Source organism: Burkholderia sp. AU33545 (genome assembly GCF_020419685.1).
GTDB lineage: Bacteria > Pseudomonadota > Gammaproteobacteria > Burkholderiales > Burkholderiaceae > Burkholderia > Burkholderia diffusa.
The window spans coordinates 140722-162484 of record NZ_JAIZRQ010000011.1; the positions used below are offsets into that span (position 1 = coordinate 140722).

17 protein-coding genes are annotated in these 21763 nt (G+C 66.5%); 1 reads left to right on the plus strand and 16 read right to left on the minus strand.

Annotated features, from left to right (window positions below; translation table 11 throughout):
- Nucleotides 1-294 precede the first annotated feature (294 nt).
- The 4 genes from LGM71_RS30900 to LGM71_RS30915 form a co-directional block, all read right to left on the minus strand.
- Nucleotides 295-789, minus strand: a complete 495-nt coding sequence (locus LGM71_RS30900; protein ID WP_151051102.1) for an RICIN domain-containing protein — start codon at nt 787-789, stop codon at nt 295-297.
- A gap of 282 nt (nt 790-1071) precedes the next feature.
- Complete coding sequence (locus LGM71_RS30905) at nt 1072-2538, minus strand: glutamate synthase subunit beta (RefSeq protein WP_124628042.1); 1467 nt, start codon at nt 2536-2538, stop codon at nt 1072-1074.
- Nucleotides 2539-2623: 85 nt separating this feature from the next.
- Nucleotides 2624-7327 (minus strand): glutamate synthase-related protein, encoded by a 4704-nt coding sequence (locus tag LGM71_RS30910; protein ID WP_124904027.1) that lies wholly within the window; start codon nt 7325-7327, stop codon nt 2624-2626.
- Nucleotides 7328-7615: 288 nt separating this feature from the next.
- Nucleotides 7616-8329 carry a transposase gene (locus LGM71_RS30915; RefSeq protein WP_027783329.1) on the minus strand — a complete coding sequence of 238 codons (714 nt, stop codon included), beginning with the start codon at nt 8327-8329 and terminating at the stop codon, nt 7616-7618.
- Between the two features lie 193 nt (nt 8330-8522).
- Between LGM71_RS30915 and LGM71_RS30920 the strand changes: the two genes are divergently transcribed.
- A complete protein-coding gene (locus LGM71_RS30920) occupies nt 8523-9254 on the plus strand; it encodes an OmpW/AlkL family protein (protein ID WP_151051098.1) in 732 nt (243 codons plus the stop codon).
- Nucleotides 9255-9418: 164 nt separating this feature from the next.
- On the opposite strand, the gene ugpQ is transcribed toward LGM71_RS30920, so the two are convergent.
- From ugpQ to LGM71_RS30980, 12 genes are all read right to left on the minus strand, one after another.
- Nucleotides 9419-10183, minus strand: coding sequence for a glycerophosphodiester phosphodiesterase (gene ugpQ / locus LGM71_RS30925; RefSeq protein WP_226118298.1), 765 nt, complete (start codon nt 10181-10183; stop codon nt 9419-9421).
- A gap of 28 nt (nt 10184-10211) precedes the next feature.
- Nucleotides 10212-11297: a sn-glycerol-3-phosphate import ATP-binding protein UgpC gene (locus LGM71_RS30930; protein ID WP_226118300.1), complete on the minus strand. Its 1086-nt coding sequence runs from the start codon at nt 11295-11297 to the stop codon at nt 10212-10214.
- A gap of 32 nt (nt 11298-11329) precedes the next feature.
- Nucleotides 11330-12175 carry a sn-glycerol-3-phosphate ABC transporter permease UgpE gene (ugpE, locus tag LGM71_RS30935; RefSeq protein ID WP_124628054.1) on the minus strand — a complete coding sequence of 282 codons (846 nt, stop codon included), beginning with the start codon at nt 12173-12175 and terminating at the stop codon, nt 11330-11332.
- The gene (gene ugpA / locus LGM71_RS30940; protein WP_124628056.1) at nt 12172-13056 is read right to left on the minus strand and encodes a sn-glycerol-3-phosphate ABC transporter permease UgpA; all 885 of its coding nucleotides are present in this window, start codon (nt 13054-13056) and stop codon (nt 12172-12174) included. The genes ugpE and ugpA overlap by 4 nt, the downstream gene beginning before the upstream one ends.
- A 100-nt stretch (nt 13057-13156) precedes the next feature.
- Nucleotides 13157-14491 carry a sn-glycerol-3-phosphate ABC transporter substrate-binding protein UgpB gene (ugpB, locus tag LGM71_RS30945; protein WP_124904033.1) on the minus strand — a complete coding sequence of 445 codons (1335 nt, stop codon included), beginning with the start codon at nt 14489-14491 and terminating at the stop codon, nt 13157-13159.
- A gap of 90 nt (nt 14492-14581) precedes the next feature.
- Entirely contained in the window at nt 14582-15790 is a 1209-nt protein-coding gene (locus LGM71_RS30950; protein ID WP_124628060.1) for a deoxyguanosinetriphosphate triphosphohydrolase, read from the minus strand.
- 41 nt (nt 15791-15831) lie between these two features.
- A complete protein-coding gene (gene aroB, locus LGM71_RS30955; RefSeq protein WP_124904035.1) occupies nt 15832-16911 on the minus strand; it encodes a 3-dehydroquinate synthase in 1080 nt (359 codons plus the stop codon).
- The gene (locus tag LGM71_RS30960) at nt 16908-17462 is read right to left on the minus strand and encodes a shikimate kinase (RefSeq protein ID WP_082728862.1); all 555 of its coding nucleotides are present in this window, start codon (nt 17460-17462) and stop codon (nt 16908-16910) included. The genes aroB and LGM71_RS30960 overlap by 4 nt, the downstream gene beginning before the upstream one ends.
- A gap of 40 nt (nt 17463-17502) precedes the next feature.
- Nucleotides 17503-19146 (minus strand): type IV pilus secretin PilQ, encoded by a 1644-nt coding sequence (locus LGM71_RS30965; RefSeq protein WP_226118302.1) that lies wholly within the window; start codon nt 19144-19146, stop codon nt 17503-17505.
- On the minus strand, nt 19143-20012 hold the full coding sequence (locus LGM71_RS30970) for a pilus assembly protein (RefSeq protein WP_226118304.1): 870 nt from the start codon (nt 20010-20012) through the stop codon (nt 19143-19145). The genes LGM71_RS30965 and LGM71_RS30970 overlap by 4 nt, the downstream gene beginning before the upstream one ends.
- Nucleotides 20009-20644: a fimbrial protein gene (locus tag LGM71_RS30975; protein WP_226118306.1), complete on the minus strand. Its 636-nt coding sequence runs from the start codon at nt 20642-20644 to the stop codon at nt 20009-20011. The genes LGM71_RS30970 and LGM71_RS30975 overlap by 4 nt, the downstream gene beginning before the upstream one ends.
- Nucleotides 20641-21564 (minus strand): competence protein ComA, encoded by a 924-nt coding sequence (locus tag LGM71_RS30980; RefSeq protein WP_226118308.1) that lies wholly within the window; start codon nt 21562-21564, stop codon nt 20641-20643. The genes LGM71_RS30975 and LGM71_RS30980 overlap by 4 nt, the downstream gene beginning before the upstream one ends.
- Nucleotides 21565-21763 lie beyond the last annotated feature (199 nt).

A 21763-nucleotide genomic window follows, 5' to 3' on the forward strand; every position in this document is an offset into this window, starting at 1 on the left:
GAATCGCGATCTTTGACACCCGAAAACAGTCGCAATAGTGAATCGCCAAACAGAAATGGCGATAAAAAACGAAACTATGATTTAAGCAGCTTTCCCTACCCATTAATCACGACTACCCCTCTAGAAACGCCCAATCCCGAAAAATAGAAATAAACCAGGCGAATCCGATGCAGTTTATTGCGATACCGGTTGATTACCGTTAAAGAATTCACCCGTCGACGACGCGCATGCGTCTGAGTCGGTCGGCGCGGGTCGCCGCGGGGATCCTCTGCCCGCGGCGCCCGCAAACAATTCTTATGCTCGTAGCGATTGCGGCGCTCTTTCGGCGACTGCCTGGAAGGCATGAACCGGCGTCCATTGTTGTGCTTGGGTGCCGTTGTACGGGAATGCCCAGACGAGGTTGTTGGCCTGCCGACTATCGTAATGATCGTCGATCACGAGGCCGGTGTTGGCGAGTGACGTGATGTAACCGGGGCGAATGGAGATGCTCCACCGCTGCGAAGGCGCTCCCGTGAACGGGCGCAGGACCAGCGGGGTTTCGGCGGCGACCTTGCCGTCCGCGAAATCGACCGCCAGCTTGCCTCCGCCGTTCAAATCGCTGAAATCCAGAATGATGAAACCATGGGTGGGATCGTAGTCCCACAGGGTCTGCACATTCGGGTCGGTGAAGTAGCGAAGTTGCACCGGGGCATTCGGGCCGATCACGCTGCCGTCGGTATTGTTCTGGGCAACACCGAGGACGCGCGTCGGATCCTGCGCAAACTGAAACGACATCGATATATACGCCATGATTTTCTCCAAAGGGTGTGAAAACCAGACCGTTCAATATGCCCGAATTAATCGGACAAAAATCACTATAGGTGGCAGCAGACCCCGATTCAACGTCTATTTCGAGATAAATATCGATATTTTTGTTTTTATGAATAGTCGATTTAATTGACGCCGAATAAATTGTTGCCTGCTCACGGAAAATCCCCGCCAACCCAGTCGTCTCAGGCTCGCGCCCCATAAAAAAACCGGGCGCCCTTTCGGACGCCCGGTTTTCTTCGAAACCCGCTCGCGCGCTTCAGCTTAGCGCGGCAGTTCCGAATGCCCCATCAGGTACGCGTCGACCGAGCGCGCGCACTGGCGGCCTTCGCGGATCGCCCAGACGACGAGCGACTGGCCGCGGCGCATGTCGCCAGCTGCGAACACCTTGTCGACCGACGTGTAGTACGAGCGATCGCCTTCGGTCGCCGCACGCGCATTGCCGCGCGCATCCTTCGCGACGCCGAACGCGTCGAGCACGGGCGCTGCCGGCTGCGTGAAGCCCATCGCGAGCAGCACCAGGTCGGCCTTCATCTCGAACTCGGAGCCCGGCACTTCCTGCATCTTGCCGTCCTTCCACTCGACGCGCACCGCGATCAGCTTCTCGACCTTGCCGTTCTTGCCTTCGAGACGCTTCGTCGCGACCGCCCAGTCACGCTCGCAGCCTTCCTCGTGCGACGACGACGTGCGCAGCTTGATCGGCCAGTACGGCCACACGAGCGGCTTGTTTTCCTCTTCCGGCGGCTGCGGCAGCAGCTCGAACTGCGTGACCTGCTTCGCGCCGTGACGGTTCGACGTGCCGACGCAGTCCGAACCGGTATCGCCGCCGCCGATCACGATAACGTGCTTGCCCTTCGCGAGCAGCTGGTCGGTGAGCTTGTCGCCCGCGTTCACACGGTTCTGCTGCGGCAGGAAGTCCATCGCGAAATGCACGCCGGCCAGCTCGCGGCCCGGCACCGGCAGGTCACGCGGCGTTTCCGAACCGCCCGCGATCACGACCGCGTCGAACTCTTCCTTCAGCGTGTCCGGCGAGATGGTTTCCTTCGCGAGGCTGCCGATCGATTCAGGCAGCGGATCCTTGCCGATGAACACGCTGGTGCGGAACGTCACGCCTTCCGCTTCCATCTGGCGCATGCGGCGGTCGATCAGCCACTTCTCGAGCTTGAAGTCGGGAATCCCGTAACGCAGCAGGCCGCCGATCCGGTCGTTCTTCTCGAACACCGTCACGTCGTGGCCGGCGCGCGCGAGCTGCTGCGCGGCCGCGAGGCCCGCGGGGCCGGAACCGACGACCGCGACCTTCTTGCCCGTCTTGTGCTCGGCCGGCAGCGGCTTCACCCAACCTTCCGCCCAGGCCTTGTCGATGATCGCGTGCTCGATCGACTTGATGCCGACCGGGTCGTTGTTGATCCCGAGCGTGCACGCTGCTTCGCACGGCGCCGGGCAGATGCGGCCCGTGAATTCCGGGAAGTTGTTGGTCGAGTGCAGGACTTCGATCGCCTGCTGCCAGTCCTGGCGGTAAACGAGATCGTTGAAGTCCGGAATGATGTTGTTGACCGGGCAGCCGTTGTTGCAGAACGGGATGCCGCAATCCATGCAGCGCGCGCCCTGAACCTTCGCATCCGCGTCGGTCAGTGCCGCGACGAATTCCTTGTAGTGCTTCACGCGCGTGAGCGGTGCTTCGTACGCCTCGTGGCGGCGTTCGAACTCCAGAAAACCGGTTGCCTTGCCCATAAGGTGCTCTTCTGTTCGGTGTATCGGGTGGGGGAGCCGCGCGCGGCAATCATGCGCGCGCGGCATTCGCTATGTCGTTCGTCGCTCAGGCGGCCAGCACTTCCTTCGCCGCCTTCTTCGCACCGATCTCGCCCAGCGCGCGCTTGTATTCGTGCGGGAACACCTTCACGAACTGGCGGCGCGCCGCGTCCCAGTTTTCCAGCAGCGACTTCGCGCGCGGCGAACCCGTGAACTGGAAATGACGCTCGACGAGCCCCTTGAGCAGCGCTTCGTCCGTCGTGCCCGCATGCCAGAGCGCGCGGTCGACCGTGCGCTCCTGCTCGGCCTGCTGCAGCACCGGCTCGAGCGCGACCATCGACTTGTTGCACTTCGCCGCGAACGTGCCTTCCGGATCGTAGATGTACGCGAGGCCGCCCGACATGCCGGCCGCGAAGTTGCGCCCCGTCTCGCCGAGCACGACGACCGTACCGCCCGTCATGTATTCGCAGCCGTGGTCGCCCGTGCCTTCGACGACCGCCGTCGCGCCCGAGTTGCGCACGCAGAAGCGCTCGCCCGCCACGCCGCGGAAGAAGGCCTCGCCTTCGATCGCGCCGTACATCACCGTATTGCCGCAGATGATGTTTTCCTCGGACTTGCCGCGGAAGTCGTTGGTCGGTCGGATGATGATCCGGCCGCCCGACAGGCCCTTGCCGACGTAGTCGTTGCCGTCGCCGACGAGGTCGAGCGTCACGCCCTTCGCGAGGAACGCGCCGAAGCTCTGGCCGGCCGTGCCCTTCAGCTGGATGTGCACCGCGTCGTCGGCCAGGCCGTCATGGCCGTGCTTCTTCGCGATCACGCCCGACAGCATCGCGCCGACCGTGCGGTTCACGTTGCGCACCGGCTGGATGAACGACACATGCTCGCCGTTCTCGATCGCGGCCTTCGCCTTCTCGATCAGCACGTGGTCGAGCGCGCGCTCGAGGCCGTGGTCCTGCACGTCGACGTGACGCGGCGCGACGTCCTCGCACTCTTCCGGCTGGTAGAACACGCGCGAGAAGTCGAGGCCCTTCGCCTTCCAGTGCTCGATGCCCTTGCGCGTATCGAGCAGGTCGGCGCGACCGATCAGGTCGTCGAACTTCGCGATGCCGAGCTGCGCCATGATCTCGCGCACTTCCTCGGCGACGAAGAAGAAGTAGTTCACGACGTGCTCGGGCTGGCCCTTGAACTTCGCACGCAGCACCGGATCCTGCGTCGCGACGCCGACCGGGCACGTGTTCAGGTGGCACTTGCGCATCATGATGCAGCCTTCGACGACGAGCGGCGCCGTCGCGAAGCCGAATTCGTCAGCGCCGAGCAGCGCGCCGATCACGACGTCGCGGCCCGTCTTCATCTGGCCGTCGGCCTGCACGCGGATGCGGCCGCGCAGGCGGTTCAGCACCAGCGTCTGCTGCGTTTCGGCGAGGCCGAGTTCCCACGGCGTGCCCGCATGCTTGACCGACGACAGCGGCGATGCGCCCGTGCCGCCGTCATGGCCGGCGATCACGACGTGATCGGCCTTCGCCTTCGCGACACCGGCCGCGACCGTGCCGACGCCCACTTCCGACACCAGCTTCACCGAGATGCTCGAGCTCGGGTTCACGTTCTTCAGGTCGTGGATCAGCTGCGCCAGATCCTCGATCGAGTAGATGTCGTGGTGCGGCGGCGGCGAGATCAGGCCGACACCCGGCACCGAGTAACGCAGCTTGCCGATGTATTCGGACACCTTGTGGCCCGGCAGCTGGCCGCCTTCGCCCGGCTTCGCGCCCTGCGCCATCTTGATCTGGATCTGGTCGGCCGACGCGAGGTACTCGGCGGTGACGCCGAAGCGGCCCGACGCGACCTGCTTGATCTTCGAGCGCAGCGAATCGCCGTCCTTCAGCGGAATGTCGCTGACGATCTCGTCGCCGATGACCGACTTCAGCGTCTCGCCCGACTTGATCGGAATGCCGCGCAGTTCGTTGCGATAGCGCTTCTCGTCCTCGCCGCCTTCGCCGGTGTTCGACTTGCCGCCGATCCGGTTCATCGCGATCGCGAGCGTCGCGTGCGCTTCGGTGCTGATCGAACCGAGCGACATCGCGCCGGTCGCGAAGCGCTTGACGATGTCCTTCGCCGGCTCGACGTTTTCGATCGGGATCGCCTTGGTCGGCTCGACCTTGAACTCGAACAGGCCGCGGAACGTCATGTGCCGCTTGGTCTGGTCGTTGATCAGGTGCGCGTATTCCTTGTACGTCTGGTACGAGTTGCTGCGCGTCGCGTGCTGGAGCTTCGCGATCGAATCCGGCGTCCACATGTGGTCTTCGCCGCGCACGCGGTATGCGTACTCGCCGCCCGCGTCGAGCATGTCGCGCAGGACCGGGTTGTCGCCGAACGCGTCGCGGTGCAGGCGGATCGCTTCTTCCGCGACTTCGAACAGGCCGATGCCGCCGACCTTCGACGCCGTGCCCTTGAAGTACTTCTCGACGAGGTCGCTCGACAGGCCGAGCGCTTCGAAGATCTGCGCGCCCGTGTACGACATGTACGTCGAGATGCCCATCTTCGACATCACCTTCTGCAGGCCCTTGCCGACCGCCTTCGTGAAGTTGTAGACGGCCTTCTCCGGCGACAGGTCGCCCGGCAGGCCTTCGGCCATCTTCGCGAGCGTTTCCATCGCGAGGTACGGGTGCACGGCTTCCGCGCCGTAGCCCGCGAGCAGCGCGAAGTGGTGCGTCTCACGTGCCGAGCCCGTCTCGACGACGAGGCCCGTGCTCGTGCGCAGCCCTTGCTGGACGAGGTGCGTGTGGATCGCCGACGTGGCGAGCAGCGCCGGAATCGCAACATGCTCGGCGTCCGTCTTGCGGTCCGACACGATCAGCATGTTGTAGCCCGACTTCACCGCGTCGACGGCTTCCGCGCACAGCGACGCGAGGCGCGCCTCGATGCCTTCCTTGCCCCAGGCCACCGGATAGCAGATGTTCAGCTCGTATGCGCTGAACTTGCCGCCCGTGTACTGGTCGATCGCGCGGATCTTCGCGATGTCCTTGAAGTCGAGCACCGGCTGCGACACTTCGAGACGCATCGGCGGGTTGATGTTGTTCGTGTCGAGCAGGTTCGGCTTCGGGCCGATGAACGACACGAGCGACATGACCATGTTCTCGCGGATCGGGTCGATCGGCGGGTTCGTGACCTGCGCGAACAGCTGCTTGAAGTAGTGATAGAGCGTCTTGTTCTTGTTCGACATCACCGCGAGCGGCGAGTCGTTGCCCATCGAGCCGACGGCCTCTTCACCCTGCTGCGCCATCGGCGCCATCAGGAACTTGAGGTCTTCCTGCGTATAGCCGAACGCCTGCTGGCGGTCGAGCAGCGCGGCGCCCTGCGTGCGGCCGGCCGCGACGTCCTCGGCCTTCGGCTCGATCTCGTCGAGCTTGATGCGCACGGCGTCGATCCAGCTCTTGTACGGCTTAGCGTTCGCGAGGTTGTCTTTCAGTTCCTTGTCGTCGATGATGCGGCCGTGTTCCATGTCGATCAGGAACATCTTGCCCGGCTGCAGGCGCCACTTCTTGACGATCTTCGATTCGGGGATCTGCAGCGTGCCGGCTTCCGACGCCATGATGACGAGGTCGTCGTCCGTGACGATGTAACGCGCCGGGCGCAGGCCGTTGCGGTCGAGCGTCGCGCCGATCTGGCGGCCGTCCGTGAACGCGATCGCGGCGGGACCGTCCCACGGCTCCATCATCGCGGCGTGGTATTCGTAGAACGCGCGGCGGTTCTCGTCCATCAGCGTGTGCTGTTCCCACGCTTCCGGGATCATCATCATCACCGCGTGCACGAGCGGATAGCCCGCCATCACGAGCAGTTCGAGACAGTTGTCGAACGAAGCCGTATCCGACTGGCCCGGATAGATCAGCGGCCAGAGCTTCGGCAGGTCGTCGCCGAGCACGTGCGACGCGATCGCGCCGGTACGCGCGTTCAGCCAGTTCACGTTGCCCTTCACGGTGTTGATCTCGCCGTTGTGCGCGATCATCCGGTACGGGTGAGCCAGCTCCCACGCCGGGAACGTGTTGGTCGAGAAGCGCTGGTGCACGAGCGCGAGCGCCGACACGACGCGCGAGTCCTGCAGGTCGCGGTAGTACACGCCGACCTGGCCCGCCAGCAGCAGCCCCTTGTAGACGACCGTGCGCGCCGACATCGACGGCACGAAGTATTCCTTGCCGTGCTTGAGCTTCAGCGCCTGGATACGGTGGCTCGCGGTCTTGCGGATCACGTAGAGCTTCCGCTCGAGCGCGTCCGTCACCATGATGTCCTTGCCGCGGCCGATGAAGATCTGGCGGATCAGCGGCTCGCTCGCCTTGACCGTCGGCGAGATCGGCATCGCGTGGTCGACCGGCACGTCGCGCCATCCGAGCACGACCTGACCCTCAGCCCGCACCGTCCGCTCGAGCTCCTGCTCGCATGCGAGACGCGACGCGTTCTCCTTCGGCAGGAAGATCATCCCGACCCCATATTCACCGGCCGGCGGCAGCGTCACGCCCTGCTTCGACATTTCCTCGCGATAGAACGCGTCCGGAATCTGGATCAGGATGCCGGCGCCGTCGCCCATCAGCGGATCGGCACCGACCGCGCCGCGGTGATCGAGGTTCTCGAGGATCTTCAGACCCTGCTGAATGATCTCGTGGCTCTTCTTGCCCTTGATGTGAGCGACGAAGCCGACGCCGCAGGCGTCGTGTTCGTTTTGCGGGTCGTACAGACCTTGTGCGGCGGGCACCGCGGCGAGCGGCTGCTGGTGGTCGTTCATGGGGACACCGTCGTAAAGGGGCCTCGAGGGCCGTTGAACCATTTTGTGTTGCCGTCGATCCCGCTCCCGACGGGAGACGGCACGGCCGACAGTGGTTGGGCGAGCTTCACCCGGGCCACCGGAATTCGGAATATACGCGACGAATCAAAGGAATAGCAACAAAAACCGCTTGATCGAACCCCAATTAAACGCATGTTCAGATCTGGTGCAGTTTTATTGGGGCCGTATCGTATTGGTGCAAAAAGAAGCGGCGCCCGCGGCGCCGCCTCGTGATCCGCCTTTCCCGCGTTACTGCTGGATCGGCGGGGTGTTTTCACGCACCTTTCTGGGGCGTCCGCGCGGCAGCGGCGATACGCGGCGGTTCGCGGTACGCGCCGCCCATTCGCGGTAGTTCTCGCCGCCGAGCACCCAGCCCTTCAGCGTCGCCTGCTGCAGCTGATCGGCCTGCCGCTCGTCGAGCGGCTGCTCGCACAGCTCCTTGTACGCGCGCTGACGGTCGAACGGCGTGTTGCCGAGCGCCCAGTAGAGCGGATGGTCGGTGATCAGGCTGTCGACGGTGAGCCCGACGTGATGCCGGTAGCTCGACCACCGATAGGCCTCGGGCGTCGCGACCAGCTGCGAGCGCACCGGGCTCATCTCGACCACGCGGCTCGCGAGGAGGAAATACCGTTCGCCTTCGATCACCGTCGCGCGATAGCGGCCTTCCCACAAGGTGCCGCGACGCGAATAACGTCGGTTGAAATGCGCGACGTAGCGGCGGCCGACCGCCTGCATCGCCTTCGGCAGGCTCGCCTCGTCGCTGGGCGTCACGAGGAGCTGCACCTGGCGCGGAAGCAGCACGTAGGCATGCACCGAGAGGTGATGATCGCGTGCCGCGGCCTTCAGGCAATCGATGAAGAGTTCGTAGTCCTGGTCGTCGACGAACGCAGGTTGCTGATCCAGGCCGCGCAGTATCACGTGCTGCGGCTGGTCGGGAACGTAGAGTCGTGCTAACCGTGCCATGCTGAATGTCCGTTTGAACGCGTTAGGAAATACCCGAAGGTCCGAAATTGCGCACCTGCGTAGAATGCCTGTCCCGGCGGGGCGCTGAAACGTACGGTCGTACTAATCTTAGGGTGAAAACTCTAACTTACGAGCTTGTTTGGTTTTAAACGCAGTCGTCATAATGAGCACGCCTTAGATCGGAGGAGACACAATGAAACGAAAACTGGCCATTACGGGGGCTGCAGCGCTCGCATTCACGTTTGCGGGCGGTACGGCACAAGCACAATCCGCAGGTGATTTCTACGTCAGCACCGGCTGGTTCCACCTTTCGCCGCAGGACAGCAGCGACCCGCTGTTCGTCTACGGCGTTGGCGGCACGCCCATCAACCAATCGATTCCCAACACCGGCGCAGGCATCAGCGACGCCGATACGCTTGGGCTCGCAACGGGCTACTTCGTCACCGACCATATCTCCACCGAGCTCGTTATGGGGATACCGCCGAAGTTCGACATCACCGGCAAGGGTCAGTTCGAAAGATTCGGCGTACTCGGCCGTGCGTACCAGTGGAGCCCTGCCGTATTGCTTCGCTACCACTTCAACGACGCCAACGCGAAGTTCCGCCCGTATGTCGGCATCGGCGCAACGTACATCTGGTTCACCGGCGCGAAGATCACGAACAGCAGCTTCGAGAACGGCGTGCTCGGCGGCCCGACCAGCGCCACGACCAGCAACCAGTGGGCGCCCGTCTTCAACGCCGGCTTCACGTACAACTTCACGAAACACTGGTTCGCGGGCCTGTCGCTCTCGTACATCCCCGTCAGCGTGACCGCGACCTTCACGACGGCTCGCCGGACGCCGGTCGGCACCCTGACGGAAACGTCGAAGGCCCACATCTCGCTGAACCCGATCGTCACGTACCTGAACGTCGGCTACCGTTTCTAAGCGTAGTCGAATATTTGGGGAATGGTTAATCCTGCTGCAATTTGTAGCGGATTTTTCGTGACGTAACGTCTCCTCGATGCAAAACGCCCCGGCGGAAATCCCGCCGGGGCGTCGTTTTTTTGTCTCAGGGTCTTCCCGCATCCACCACTGCGCGGGACGGGTCGCTACGCAATGTCGTCCAGTGCATCGGGGCCGATCAGGTCGATCCGGTCCGTGCAGACCGCATCGACGCCCCAGCGCACGAGTTCGCGCGCCCGGGCGAGGTCGTTGACCGTGTAGACCAGGATGCGCAGCCCGGCCGCCTTGATCGCGCGCACGAGCGGTTCGTCGAGTTCCTTGTGGTTTGCATGCAACGATACGCAGCCGAGCGCGCCGACGACCTGCGCGTGCCAGTCGTCCGGCACCGCCTCGTACAGCATCCCGCGCGGCAGCGCCGGGGCGCTCGCACGCGCCTGTTGCAGCGCGTCGAACGAGAACGACGACAGCAGCGGCGGTACGGCCGCGCCGTGCCAGTACGCGGCCGCATCGACGGCCACCCGCTGCCCCGTGTCGCGCTCGCGGCCCGGGCACGGCTTGATCTCGACGTTCGCCGCCATCCCGCGCGCGATGCAGCGCGCCGCCGCCGCCTCGAGCGTCGGCATCCGCTCGCCCGCGAACCGCGCGTCGAACCAGGCGCCGGCGTCGAGCGCGGCCAGCGCCGCATAGCGCATGCCCGCCGCCGGCCCGCTGCCGTTCGACGTGCGGTCGACCGTGTCGTCGTGCAGCAGGAAACTCACGTCGTCGGCGGACAGCTTCGCGTCGAACTCGACCATCCGGTGACCGCGCCGCGCACCTTCGTCGAACGCGGCGAGCGTGTTCTCCGGCGCGAGCGTGCCGCCGCCGCGATGGGCGACGACGCGCGGATAGGGCCAATCGGTACGGGAAGTCATCGTGCGCCTCGCAGCAGGTCCGTCAGGGTCAGCCGGCACGCTGGCCGGTCTCGGGATCGAAGAAATGCAGCCGGTGCGCGGGCAGCGCGGCACCCAGCGCCGTGCCGCGCGCGGGACGATCCGCGTGCGGCAGCCGCACCGCGACGTCGTGGTTGCCCCAGCGGCCGTGCGCGAGGTTGTCCGCGCCGAGCAGCTCGCACGAGTCGACCGGCAGCGATGCCTGCGCGACGCCCGGCTGCGGCGTCATGTGCTCCGGCCGCACGCCGAGCACCCAGTCGCGCCCGGTGGCGATCGTGGTGCCGATGCCGGGCGCGCCGGCGACCGGCAGCGCCGGACCGCCGCCCGCGACCGTGAACGTCGCGCCATCCTCCGACAGCCGGCCGTGCATCAGGTTCATCGCCGGCGAGCCGATGAAGCCCGCGACGAACACCGTCGCCGGCTTCTCGTACACGTCGACCGGCGCGCCGATCTGCTCCGCATAGCCACGGTTCATCACGATCACGCGCTGCGCGAGCGTCATCGCTTCGATCTGGTCGTGCGTCACGTACACGCTCGTCGTCGCGAGCCGCGCATGCAGCCGCTGGATCTCGAGCCGCATCTGCACGCGCAGCTTCGCGTCGAGGTTCGACAGCGGCTCGTCGAACAGGAACACCGACGGCTCGCGCACGATCGCACGCCCCATCGCGACGCGCTGCCGCTGGCCGCCCGACAGTTCGCGCGGCCGCCGCGCGAGCAGCGGCTCGAGTTCGAGGATCTTCGCGGCCGCGGCCACCCGCGAGTCGATCGTCGCGCGCTCGATGCCGCGGATCTTCAGCCCGTAGCCCATGTTCTGCGCGACCGTCATGTGCGGATACAGCGCATAGTTCTGGAACACCATCGCGATGTCGCGATCCTTCGGCTCCAGCACGTTGACGACGCGATCGCCGATCGCGATCTCGCCGTCCGTCACCGTCTCGAGCCCCGCGATCATCCGCAGCAGCGTCGACTTGCCGCAGCCCGACGGGCCGACCAGCACGATGAATTCGCCGTCGGCGATCTCCACGTCGATGCCGTGCAGCACGTGCTGCTTGCCGTCGTAGGATTTCCTGACGCCCTTCAAGCTCAGCGCAGCCATACTTGGTCCTTCTCCCGGTTGCCGTCCGTGGTTCATTTCTCGGAATCGACGAGGCCGCGCACGAACCAGCGCTGCATCGCCAGCACGACGACGAGCGGCGGAATCATCGCCAGCAGCGTCGCCGCCATTACGTATTGCCATTCGGTCGCGGCGTCACCGCTCGCGATCATCGTCTTGATGCCCACCACCGCCGTCGACAGCGACGCTTCCGTCGTGATCAGGATCGGCCACAGATACTGGTTCCAGCCGTAGATGAACGTGATCACGAACAGCGCCGCGATGCTCGTCTTCGACAGCGGCAGCACGACGTCCCGGAAAAAGCGCAGCGGCCCCGCACCGTCGATGCGCGCGGCGTCCATCAGCTCGTCGGGCAGCGTCATGAAAAACTGGCGGAACAGGAACGTCGCGGTCGCCGATGCGATCAGCGGCAGCGAGAGCCCGGCGTAGGTGTTCGTCAGGTTCAGCGTCGACACGACCTGCACGGTCGGGAATATCCGCACCTCGACGGGCAGCATCAGCGTGATGAAGATCAGCCAGAACGCCGTGTTGCGGAAGGGGAAGCGGAAATAGACGATCGCATACGCGGACAGGATCGACACCGCGATCTTGCCGACCGCGATGCCGAGCGCCATCACGAAGCTGTTGATGAGCAGCCGGCCGAACGGCGCCGTCGTGCCGCCGCTGCCGTGCCCCCAGATGTAGGCGATGTTCTCCAGCAGGTGCGTGCTCGGCACCAGCGACAGCGGGATCGTGAACACTTCCTGCGCGTTCATGGTCGCCGCGCAGAACGCGACGTACACCGGGAACACGATCAGCACGACGCCCGCGATCAGCACCGCGTGGCAGAACAGGTCGAAGCCCTTGCGATTTTCGATCATGCGTATTGCACCCTGCGTTCGACGAAACGGAACTGGATCACCGTCAGGCCGACGACGATGATCATCAGCACGACCGACTGCGCGCCCGAGCTGCCGATGTCGAGGCCCTGGAAGCCCTCCGTGAAGATCTTGTAGATCAGCGTCTTGGTGCTTTGCGCGGGGCCGCCCGCGGTGGCCGCGTCGATCACCGGGAACGTGTCGAAGAACGCATAGACGAGGTTCACGACCAGCAGGAAGAAGCTCGTGGGCGACAGCAGCGGCAGCACGATGTGGAAGAAGCGCCGCACCGGCCCGGCACCGTCGATCGCCGCCGCCTCGATCAGCGAGCGCGGGATCGCCTGCAACCCCGCGTAGAAGAACAGGAAGTTGTAGCTCACCTGCTTCCACACCGACGCGAGCACGACGAGGAACATCGCCTGGCCGCCGTTCAGCGCGTGATTCCACACGATGCCGCCCTTCGCGAGCGCATAGGTGACGAGCCCGATGCTCGGGTTGAACAGGAACGCCCACAGCACGGCCGCGATCGTCGGCGCGACCGCGTACGGCCAGATCAGCAGCGTGCGGTACACGCGCGCGCCGCGGATCACGCGGTCGGCGCAGGCGGCGAGCAACAGCGACACGACGAGCCCGCTGACCGTGACGAGCGAGCTGAACACCAGCGTCGTGCGGAACGAGTCGAGGTACAGCGGATCGGCGAACAGGCGCGCGAAGTTCGCGAAGCCGACGAATTCGCTCGACGTGCCGAACGCGTCCTGCATCTGCGTGGACTGCCACAGCGCGACGCCGGCCGGCCACAGAAAGAATACGGCGGTGATCGCGAGTTGCGGCGCGATCAGCAGGTACGGCAGCAGGCTCGCGCCGAAACGGGAACGGGATTGCATCGCGGGCATCCGGTCAGGCGAAACGGGAAAGGAACCGCGCCGCCGGCCGCGCGCGTCGCATATGCGACGCGGCGACCGGCGACACGCACGCGATGCGGGATCAGCCGCCCGACTTCTCGAAGCGGCGCAGCAGTTCGTCGCCGCGCGAGGCCGCCGAATCGAGCGCGTCCTTCGGCGACTTCTTCTGCGCCCAGACCTGCTCCAGTTCCTCGTCGACGACCGTGCGGATCTGCGGCATGTTGCCGAGGCGCAGCCCCTTCGTGTAAGGCAGCGGCGGCTTGTTCATCATCTGCTTGATCGCGGTTTCCGCGCTCGGGTTCTTCGCATAGAAGCCCTGCTGGCGCGTGAGGTCGTACGCAGCCGTCGTGACCGGCAGGTAGCCCGTTTCCTGGTGCCACTTGGCGGCGATCGGCGGCGAGGCCAGGAACGCGAGGAATTTCGCGACGCCCTTGTAGGTCGCCGGATCCTTGCCGGCCAGCACCCACAGGCTCGCGCCGCCGATGATCGCGTTCTGCGGCGCACCCTTCACGTTCGCGTCGTACGGCATCATGCCGGTGCCGTAGCTGAACTTCGCGAACTTCTGCACGTTCGCGAGCGCGCCCGACGACGTCGTCAGGATCCCGCAGTCGCCGCTGTAGAACTTCGCGGACGCTTCGTCCTTGCGGCCCGCATACGTGAACGTGCCGTCCTTCTGCATCTGCTGCAGGAAAGAGATGTGCGCGATCTGCTGCGGCTTGTTGAATTCGAGCGCCGCGTCGGTGCCGTCGAAGCCGTTGTTGCGGCTCGCGAACGGCAGCGCATGCCACGCGCTGTAGTTTTCGAGCTGGATCCAGCCTTGCCAGCCGGTCGTGAAGCCACACGCCATCCCGGACTTGCGCAGCTTCTCCGCGTCGGCCTGCACGTCGGCCCACGTCTTCGGCGGCTGGTTCGGATCGAGCCCGGCCTTCTTGAACGCATCCTTGTTGTAGTACAGCACCGGCGTCGAGCTGTTGAACGGCATCGACACGAGATGGCCCGTCTTCGCGTCGCTGTAGTAGCTCGCGATGGTCGGCACGAACGCCTTTTCGTCGAGCGGCACGCCGGCCTGCTTGAACACGTCGTAGACGGGCACGACGGCCTTCTTCGCCTGCATCATCGTCGCGGTGCCGACTTCATAGACCTGGAGGATCGCCGGCGCATTGCCGCTGCGATAGGCGGCGATGCCCGCCGCGAGCGCCTGATCGTAGGTGCCCTTGAAGACCGGCACGATCTTGTAGTCGCCCTGCGATGCATTGAACTGCGCGGCGAGCTCGTTCACGCGCTCGCCGAGCGCCGACTCCATCGCATGCCAGAACTGGATCTCCGTCACGGCGAACGCCGCATGCTGCATACCGAACATGAGCGCGCCGCCCAGCGCGATCGAGCGAACCACGGTCCCCGCAGGCTTCTTCTTCATCGACCTCTCTCCTATGAAAACGTTACCAACAGCGTGTGCAACATTTCCGTCGCCATTGAACCGGCGAAGTCTAGTGATCGTTTGTGACAGTCAGTTGTCGTTGATGACGAACAGGCGCTGATATTCCTTCAGCGCGAAGCGGTCGGTCATGCCGGCGATGTAGTGCGCGACGAGGCGCGGCTGCTGCGCTTCGTCGTCCGACTGGTACGGCGGCGGCAGCAGGCGCGGATCGTCGATGAACGCGTCGAACAGCCCGGTGACGACGCGCTGCGCCTTGTTCGCCATGCGCATCACCTTGTAGTGGCGATACAGGTTCTTGAACAGGAAGCGCTTGAGGGCCGCCGCCTGCGCGGCGATCGCCTCGCTGTGCGCGACGAGCTGCGGCGCGGCGCGCACGTCGTCGAGCGACGCGGGCGCGACACGCGCGAGATTGCGCGTGGTCTCGTCGATCAGGTCGACGATCAGCGTGTTGATGATGCGGCGCACCGTCTCGTGGACGAGGCGGCGGCCTTCCAGATGCGGGAATTCGGCGAGCGCGGCGTCGTAGTGGCGCTGCCACAGCTCGACTTCGGCGAGCTGCTCGATCGTGATCAGGCCGGAGCGCAGGCCGTCGTCGACGTCGTGGTTGTTGTACGCGATTTCGTCCGCGATGTTCGCGAGCTGCGCTTCCAGCGACGGCTGGCGCCCTTGCAGGAAGCGCTCGCCGAGCGCGCCGAGCTTGCGCGCGTTCTCGCGCGAGCAGTGCTTGAGGATGCCTTCGCGCGTCTCGAAGCACAGGTTCAGACCGTTGAACGCGCCGTAATGCTCCTCGAGTTCATCGACCACGGCCAGGCTCTGCAGGTTGTGCTCGAAGCCGCCGTGCTCGCGCATGCACGCGTTCAGCGCATCCTGCCCGGCGTGGCCGAACGGCGTATGACCGAGATCGTGCGCGAGCGAGATCGCTTCGACGAGATCCTCGTTGAGCCGCAGGTTGCGCGCGACCGAACGCGCGATCTGCGCAACTTCGAGGCTGTGCGTGAGGCGGGTGCGGAACAGGTCGCCTTCGTGATTGACGAAGACCTGCGTCTTGTATTCGAGCCGGCGGAACGCGGTCGAATGAACGATACGGTCGCGGTCGCGCTGGAATTCGGTGCGCGCCGCCGGCGGTGTTTCCTGATGGCGGCGGCCGCGCGACTGCGACGCGTGGGCGGCATACGGAGCGAGATGGGCTTCCAGCGCCGCCAGCGTCGGCGGCTCGGCCGGCGCCGCGACGGATGCGCGGCCGGCTTTGGACGGTTTGCTGCTGGATGTCTCGCTCACGTCTCCTCCATGTCAGGGGCGCCGGGGCATCCGGGGCACCGTTACCGGGTTGTCTGCGCCAGGGTGGCGAACACGACTTCGTCGGGCGCCTGGGTGATCAGCGTATCGCCGAATCGCTTCAGCAGGATGAACTTGATCGCGCCAGCTTCGGCTTTTTTGTCGACGCGCATCAGCTCCATGTAGCGCGCATCGCCGAGTGCCGGCCCGCGGACCGGCAGGTGCGCGGCGGCGATCACCGCATCGAGCCGCTGCCGCGACGCTTCGTCGAGGAGGCCGAGCCGCACCGACAGGTCGCCCGCCATCACCATCCCGCAGCCGACCGCTTCGCCGTGCAGCCACTCGCCGTAGCCGAGCCCGGCCTCGATCGCATGGCCGAACGTATGGCCGAAATTCAGGATCGCGCGCAGCCCGCCTTCGCGTTCATCGGCCGCGACCACGCTCGCCTTGATCTCGCACGAGCGCTTCACCGCATGCGCGAGCGCGGCCGGCTCGCGGCGGTTAAGCGCATCGACGTTCGCCTCGATCCAGTCGAAGAATGCCGCATCGGCGATCGCGCCCGTCTTGATGACCTCGGCCACGCCGGCCGCCAGCTCGCGATCGGGCAGCGTGGTCAGCGCGCCGATATCGGCGATCACGGCCTGCGGCTGGTAGAACGCGCCGATCATGTTCTTGCCGAGCGGGTGGTTGATGCCCGTCTTGCCGCCGACCGACGAATCGACCTGCGACAGCAGCGTCGTCGGCACCTGGATGAACGGCACGCCGCGCATATAGCACGCGGCGGCGAAACCGGTCATGTCGCCGATCACGCCGCCGCCGAGTGCGACGAGTGTCGTCTTGCGGTCGGCGCGCTCGGTCAGCAGGCCGTCGAAGATCAGGTTCAGCGTTTCCCAGTTCTTGTAGGCCTCGCCGTCCGGCAGCACGACCGTCGAGACGCGCTTGCCGAGCGGCGCGAGCGCCGCGCGCAGCGCATCGCCGTAGAGCGGATCGACCGTCGTGTTCGTGACGATCGTGATCGACGAACCGGTGATGTGAGGAGCGAACAGCTCGGTGCGGCCGATCAGGCCGGCACCAATGTGAATCGGGTAGGCGCGGTCGCCCAGATCGACGTTGACGGTAATCATGCTTGTAGCGGCTTGGCGACGACGCCTGCCAGTTCGAGTTGCATCAGCACCATGTTGACGAGGCCGTTGACCGACGGACGGCCGGTCTCGATGATGAAGTCCGCGCATTCGCGGTAAAGCGGGTCGCGTACTTCGTAGAGCGCTTCGAGACGCGCCTTCGGATCGTCGGTCTGCAACAGCGGGCGGTTCTTGTCCTTGCGCGTGCGCAGCCACAGATCGTGCGGATTGGCGCGCAAATAGATGACGATGCCGCTGCCTTTCAGGCAATCGCGATTTTCGGGGCGCAGCACCGCGCCGCCGCCCGTCGCGAGCACGATGTTCTCGCGCTGCGTCAGATCGGCGATCACCTGCGATTCGCGGTCGCGAAACCCGGCCTCGCCCTCCATCTCGAAGATCACCGGAATGCGCGCACCCGTTCGGGCCTCGATTTCGTGGTCGGAGTCGAAGAACGTCCTGTCGAGCCGGCGCGCGACCGCACGGCCCACGGTGGTCTTACCCGCTCCCATAAGGCCGACGAAAAATACGTTTGCGTGTGGGTCCCGCGCTTGCAACGGCTTCCTCTGCTTGAATCTTGCTGGTGTGTGGCGCAGCTTACTGGCAAAGCGGCTGCCTTGTCGAGCCTGCACCACCGGCTTCCGGCCCCGCTTTTCCCGCATCCGCGTCGCCCGCGCCGGCCGTTTCGCAACGCGCGCCGACGACCGTTGGCGTGATGAAGACGACCAATTCGTTACGCTGGTCGCGCCGCGCACGGTGCCGGAAAAGCGCGCCCAGAACCGGTATTTTGCCCAAGAGCGGCACCCGCGTCACATCGTCCCGGTTCAACTGCTCGTAAATCCCGCCGATGGCGACCGTTCCGCCGTCCTCGACCTCGACACGCGTCTGGACGTGCTTCGTATGAATCGCCGGGCCGGCGGCCGTCGGCTCGCCGATGCTGTCCTTCGTCACGTCCAGGTCGAGCACGACGCGCCCGTCGGGCGTGATCTGCGGCTCGACCTCGAGCTTCAGCGTCGCTCGGCGGAACTGCACGCCGCTCACGCCGTTGCCGACTTTCGCCTGGTACGGCAGCTCCGACCCCTGTTCGACGATCGCCTTCACGCGATCGGCCGTCACCACGCGCGGGCTGGAAACGATCTGGCCCCGGCCCTGCGCCTCGAGCGCGCTCAATTCGATGTCGAGCACGCGGCTGAGGGGCGCTGCGAACAACGTGAAGCCGGCCGTCGCCGCCTCGAAGCCGCCGAGCGGTCGCGCGGCCAGGTCGAGCGCGTTGCGCGTGTCCGTCGCGGACGCCGCCCCCTCGGCTACGGGGGCCCGCCCTTGGGCGCGCAGCGCGACGCGAGCCCCGAGGTTGCGCGAGAACCCCTGTTCGCCCTCGACGATGCGCGCCTCGATCCTGACCTGCCGCGACGGCCGGTCGATCGCGTCGATCAGGCCCGCGATCTGCTCGATGCGCGGCGCCAGGTCGGTGACGAACAACAAGTTCATGCGCGGATCGGCCGCCGCGGCGCCGCGTTTCGATAGCAGGCGCTGGCCGGTCGCCCCCGCCAGCAACCGCTGCACGTCCTGCGCACGTGGGTAATGCAGCGCGAAGGTTCGGCTCGCGAGCGGCTCCAGCTCGGCCGCACGTGCGTGCGTTTCGAAGCGCTCGCGCTCCCGCGCGGCGAGTTCGGCCGCCGGAGTGACCCAGATCACGTTGCCGCGCCGGGACATCGCCAGCCCGTGCGTGTCGAGCAACGTATCGAACGCATCGCGCCAGCGGACATTGTTCAGACGTAATGTCACGGTACCGCGCACCTGCTCGCCGACGATGATGTTCAGCCCGGTGAATCGCGCGAGCGCGTCGAATGCGGCCGCGAGCCCGGCGCCCTGCAGATTCAGCGAGATTCGACGCGCGTCGTCCGCATCGCCGGGGTGCCGCGCCGCGGCGTCGCTCATGCGCACCGGCGGAGGCAATGGAATCGGCGGCCCTTCCAGCTGGGGCACCGGTGCCGCAGTGTCCGCCCGAAGTACCGCGTGCGCCGCTTGGTCGAACGGCTGCGGACCATCGTGCGCGGGCGCGTCACCGCCCACGCCGTCCGCGCCATCAGGCGCGCCCTGCGGCAGCGGCGTCTCCTCGGCGTACGCCCGTATCGATCCGATCGGCCAGCCGGCCGGCGGCAAAGGCGGTAGCGCCGCATCCACGGTGGCCACGCTCGATCCAGCCCAGAATGCGATCACGCACCATCCGTACTTCGTCATGAGTGGTCTCCGTCGTCCACGACGAACCGGCGTGCGCCATCGGCCGTCGCGACCGTCACGGCACCGGCATCGACGCTCACCACACGCGACACCCCGAACGCCTCGCCCGGCGCGACGGTCGCGAATGCGCCATCGCCGGCGTCGAACAGCGCGAGCCCGGTGCGTCCGTCGCGAATGGTGCCGGCCAGGCGCGGCGGCGTATCGTCGGCTACCGTCGGCGAACCGGCGTCGCCGAATGGATCGTCGCTCGGCGCACCGGCAAGCACCGCCTCCGCGCCGTCCGGAACGTGGGCCCCCGACAGCGCCGGAAACACGTCGATCGTCATGTCCACCCGCGACGCGGGCGGTTTCCTCTCGATATGCAGCCCCGACGGCACCACCAGCGCGGGGAAACTCGCCAACGCGCCCATCAGGCGCAGCAGTGCCGGAAAACCGCCGTCCGCGACAATCCGTACCGTGCGCCGGCCATCCGGCGCTGCATCGTCAGTGCGCCGCGGTTCGATCGACACAACCCGCAGTCCGCTTCCTCGGACCAGGTCAGCCAGCTCCAGCATCAGCGCGGGCCACCCTGGCGCAGGCGGCGAACTGGCGGCGCGCCCGGCAGGCGTGCCCATATCGCGCCGCGGCGCGGCGGCCGCGAGCAGCCGTTGTGCGTCGGCGGCCCGTATCTGCGCCGTTGCCAGCAACGCGCGACTGCGTGCGAGTCCGCTTCCATCGACGGCACTCATCAGATGAATGCCACCCACCATCACGACCGCGAATGCCAGCGCGCAACCAACGGCGTGCACTGCGGCAGGCGACATCCGCGTCACGCGGCCGAACCACTCGACACCGTCAGGCATGGACCGATGCACGATGGCCGTCATGCGCCGCCTCCCGTTGCCTTCTGTCGCGGCGGCGCGTCGTGCCAGCGCACCTGCACGGAAAAACGGAACGGCGCGGCCGAACCCGGGACCGGCGTGGCCGACGCCGGTGTCAGCGCACCGATGTCGAATCGCCAGTCGCGCTGCTCGGCCGCGATCCGTGCGAGCCACCGCGCGGCCGTCCGGTAACTCGTCGCGCGCGCGTCGAGCTCGGCACCGGACGATGTCGTACGCAATGCGTCGAGCCGAACGGTGTCGTCGCGCACCAGCGCCAGCGTCGCGAGCAGTCCGGCAACGCGCCGGTAAGGCCCGGCAAGGACGACTGCCCGCGCATCGCGTTGCGCGAGATCGGCTGCCGCGCCGGCGGTGCGCCGTGCGGCATCGACCTGCGGTTGCAATTGCCGCAACCGCGCCTCCACTCGCGTGCGCTCGGCATCCACGCGCCATCGCCACGCTGTCGCCGCCCCTGTCCAGACACAGGCCCCGAGTGCGCCGAGCACGATCGCCGCCCCGCATTGCGTGGCACGGCGCCGCCGCAGCGCCTGCGCCAGCCGCTCACGGTACGGCAGCAAATTGAAGCCGCCGAGCGCGGCGTGGCTGGCGGCAGCCCGCCCGAACCCCATATCGACCATCATTCCCACACCCCGCGCAGCGCCAGCCCGATCGCGAGGGCAAACGCCGGACCGCCCGGCGCGCCGGAGGGCTCGCCCGGCAGCCCGTCCCATCCCGTGCAGTCGAACGGCACCACGGCCACCCCGAGCGCATCGCCGATATCGGCGGCCGACGTGCCGCAGCGGCCGATGCAGCGCTCGTCGCCGGCCACGAGCACGCAGCGCACCGGCTCGAATACGCACTGGCGCAATGCGTCAGGCAACGCCGCCTGCACGTCGCCGGACAGCGCGAGCACCGGCGCGGCGATCGCGCCGTCAATCCGCCAGCCGCGCACACCCGTGTCGCTAAACCAGAATGCGGCATACGGGCCGTGTGCGTCAGGCTCGAACTGCGCGGCATAGCGCAACGCGCGCAGTGCGGCAGCTGACTCGCCGTCGACGGCCGTCAGATCGATGCCAGCCTGCGCGGCCACGTCGATCCGCCGCTCGAGCAACGCCTGCGGCGCCACGGCGACCGCAATCTCGCCCGGGCACGCATCGTCGTCCTGCCGCCAGTCGAACGCGAGGTTGTCCGGTGCCAGCCCCGAGATCCGTTCGGCCGCCTGCCGGGCGGCGTCCGCGATGTCGTCGCGTCCGGCCAGATCAAGCGTCGCGGTCTGCATCTCGTCATCGCGCAGCGCCATCACGCCGCGTGCGTCGCAGCACACACCCGCCGCCGACAGCCGCGACACGGCCGCCGCCAACGCACGTGCCACCGCAGCCCAGCGCGCGTCCTCCGGCCCACCCGCCAGTCCGACCGGCTCCCGCTCGAGTCCTTCGACCCGAACATCCGCAGCCCGGCCGCGCCGGCTCAGCACGGCCACCCTCACCTCGTCCGCCCCGACGTCGATGCCCGTCGAACGGTGCCTGCCCGGCGCGAACCGCGCCGCCCATCGTCCTGCCATTCCAGCCTCCCGCGATCGTTGCGGCCCACGCCGCGTTTCCGATGCCTGATTCTGCAAAGCGCCGCGCGCACCCGACAGTCGGCCGGACGGCCAGTCGTGACACAAGCGGCCGCGCGGACGCCATACTGGCGGCACCGCGATCCGCCGCGTTCCGGCCGACGCCCCCCCGCGCCAGGACCGTCTTACCGGGCAGCTATAA

Coding starts and splice junctions, on each gene's coding strand:
- LGM71_RS30900 (WP_151051102.1), bottom strand. CDS start 789: ATGGCGTATATATCGATGTCGTTTCAGTTTGCGCAGGATCCGACGCGC.
- LGM71_RS30905 (WP_124628042.1), bottom strand. CDS start 2,538: ATGGGCAAGGCAACCGGTTTTCTGGAGTTCGAACGCCGCCACGAGGCG.
- LGM71_RS30910 (WP_124904027.1), bottom strand. CDS start 7,327: ATGAACGACCACCAGCAGCCGCTCGCCGCGGTGCCCGCCGCACAAGGT.
- LGM71_RS30915 (WP_027783329.1), bottom strand. CDS start 8,329: ATGGCACGGTTAGCACGACTCTACGTTCCCGACCAGCCGCAGCACGTG.
- LGM71_RS30920 (WP_151051098.1), top strand. CDS start 8,523: ATGAAACGAAAACTGGCCATTACGGGGGCTGCAGCGCTCGCATTCACG.
- ugpQ (WP_226118298.1), bottom strand. CDS start 10,183: ATGACTTCCCGTACCGATTGGCCCTATCCGCGCGTCGTCGCCCATCGC.
- LGM71_RS30930 (WP_226118300.1), bottom strand. CDS start 11,297: ATGGCTGCGCTGAGCTTGAAGGGCGTCAGGAAATCCTACGACGGCAAG.
- ugpE (WP_124628054.1), bottom strand. CDS start 12,175: ATGATCGAAAATCGCAAGGGCTTCGACCTGTTCTGCCACGCGGTGCTG.
- ugpA (WP_124628056.1), bottom strand. CDS start 13,056: ATGCAATCCCGTTCCCGTTTCGGCGCGAGCCTGCTGCCGTACCTGCTG.
- ugpB (WP_124904033.1), bottom strand. CDS start 14,491: ATGAAGAAGAAGCCTGCGGGGACCGTGGTTCGCTCGATCGCGCTGGGC.
- aroB (WP_124904035.1), bottom strand. CDS start 16,911: ATGATTACCGTCAACGTCGATCTGGGCGACCGCGCCTACCCGATTCAC.
- LGM71_RS30965 (WP_226118302.1), bottom strand. CDS start 19,146: ATGACGAAGTACGGATGGTGCGTGATCGCATTCTGGGCTGGATCGAGC.
- LGM71_RS30970 (WP_226118304.1), bottom strand. CDS start 20,012: ATGACGGCCATCGTGCATCGGTCCATGCCTGACGGTGTCGAGTGGTTC.
- LGM71_RS30975 (WP_226118306.1), bottom strand. CDS start 20,644: ATGATGGTCGATATGGGGTTCGGGCGGGCTGCCGCCAGCCACGCCGCG.
- LGM71_RS30980 (WP_226118308.1), bottom strand. CDS start 21,564: ATGGCAGGACGATGGGCGGCGCGGTTCGCGCCGGGCAGGCACCGTTCG.